The 1,283-nt window shown below is 63.0% G+C and carries 1 protein-coding gene; it reads left to right on the top strand.

Annotated features, from left to right (window positions below; all coding sequences use genetic code 11):
- On the top strand, window positions 1-1,283 hold a 1,283-nt coding region (locus EN780_RS39175; RefSeq protein ID WP_189557005.1), incomplete at both ends, for a hypothetical protein.

Raw genomic sequence — 1,283 nt, 5'->3', positions numbered from 1 at the left:
GTGACCGCGAACTGCTGGCCTTCTTCAGCGAAGTGACCAGCAAGGCCAGCCGGGAACTGTTGCGTGTGCTGCCTAGTGTTGACGGCTTTCGCAAGGAAAGTGCCGCCAGCCTCCCGAAGCGCAAGCAGGCGCTGCTCCATCACTTTCTCAAGAAGGGCGGCGCTCCTAAGGCCAACAAGGAGCGCGCCGACCTCGCCTACTACTATCTGTGGCGCGCGTGGGCGGAACAGCACCTGAAGGATGTCGAGGGTCTCGCCGCGTTGCTCGACGCAATCGAGAATGCAACAAAAGACCATCCACAGGTGGTCACGGACCAGCCGCAAGCGGAGATTGAAGCGCTGTTCCGCTGTCTGCATGAACAGTCCTTTCTCAACAATTGTGCGGCAGAGACGATCTCGCGGCTTCTCCAATTTAGCCCCTTCGAAACCACCGATACGCTTGACCGGCTGGTAAGCAGCGCCAAACCGCTGGTGGCGGTGGAGAGAGGCCGGGACTTGTCCATCCTCCCGAAGCGTATACAGGGCTATGAGGAACTGTTGAAAGGCCTGCAGGGCGACGTTGAGAGGTCGTCAGGCGAGGTTGCGCGATTGGCGGAGACTGTGACCGGTCTCGTGGCCCGGCCAGCCCAGGTGGTCGAAGAGGGCGCCTCTACGCGCGCACTAGAAACGGTGCTTGCCGAACTGGCGGCTGTGCGGAAGGAATTGGAAACCCATGGCGAGGCCGTTGCGCGCGTCAGCGCCACGGCAGACGGGCGCCTGAAGGCCGTTGAACGTAACGTGACCGACCTGGAGGCGCTCTGGAGTGACACCGAGGACCGGGCGGGCAAGCACACCGCGGAGCTTCAACAACAGCTTACCGACATTGCCGAAAGGGTCGGGCAACTAGGACAGAACACCAGCCCGGCTCCGGTGCAGACCGACGCGCCATCCGTGGCCTCTACGCCATCGCTACGGGTTGTGCCGCTGGAGCAACAACCGGACCCGATCAAGGCCCTGGCGACGGGTACAGAGGCTGCGGCCCTGCTGACATCGAACTACGCTGCGCTTGGCCTCAAGTCTCCGGGCGCCGCGGTCTTCGCGGAAGAAGTGCTCGCCGCTGCCGTGACCGGCAGAGTGCTGTTTCTCAAGGGATCATTCTCGACCGAGCTGGCCCGTGCGACCGCAATGACGTTCGCCGGGAAGCATGTGGTGCGGGCGCGGGTGCCGGTCGGTTTTGTCGATGCAGCGACGCTCGACACCGATGTGGTGGCAGCATTTGGCAAACAGGATGGCATGATCGGGGCG

The sequence above is a fragment of the Mesorhizobium sp. M4B.F.Ca.ET.089.01.1.1 genome (assembly GCF_004022605.1).
Classification (GTDB): domain Bacteria; phylum Pseudomonadota; class Alphaproteobacteria; order Rhizobiales; family Rhizobiaceae; genus Mesorhizobium; species Mesorhizobium abyssinicae.
Note: the sequence above shows the minus strand (reverse complement) of the source record. Positions and strands in the feature narration are given on the sequence as shown.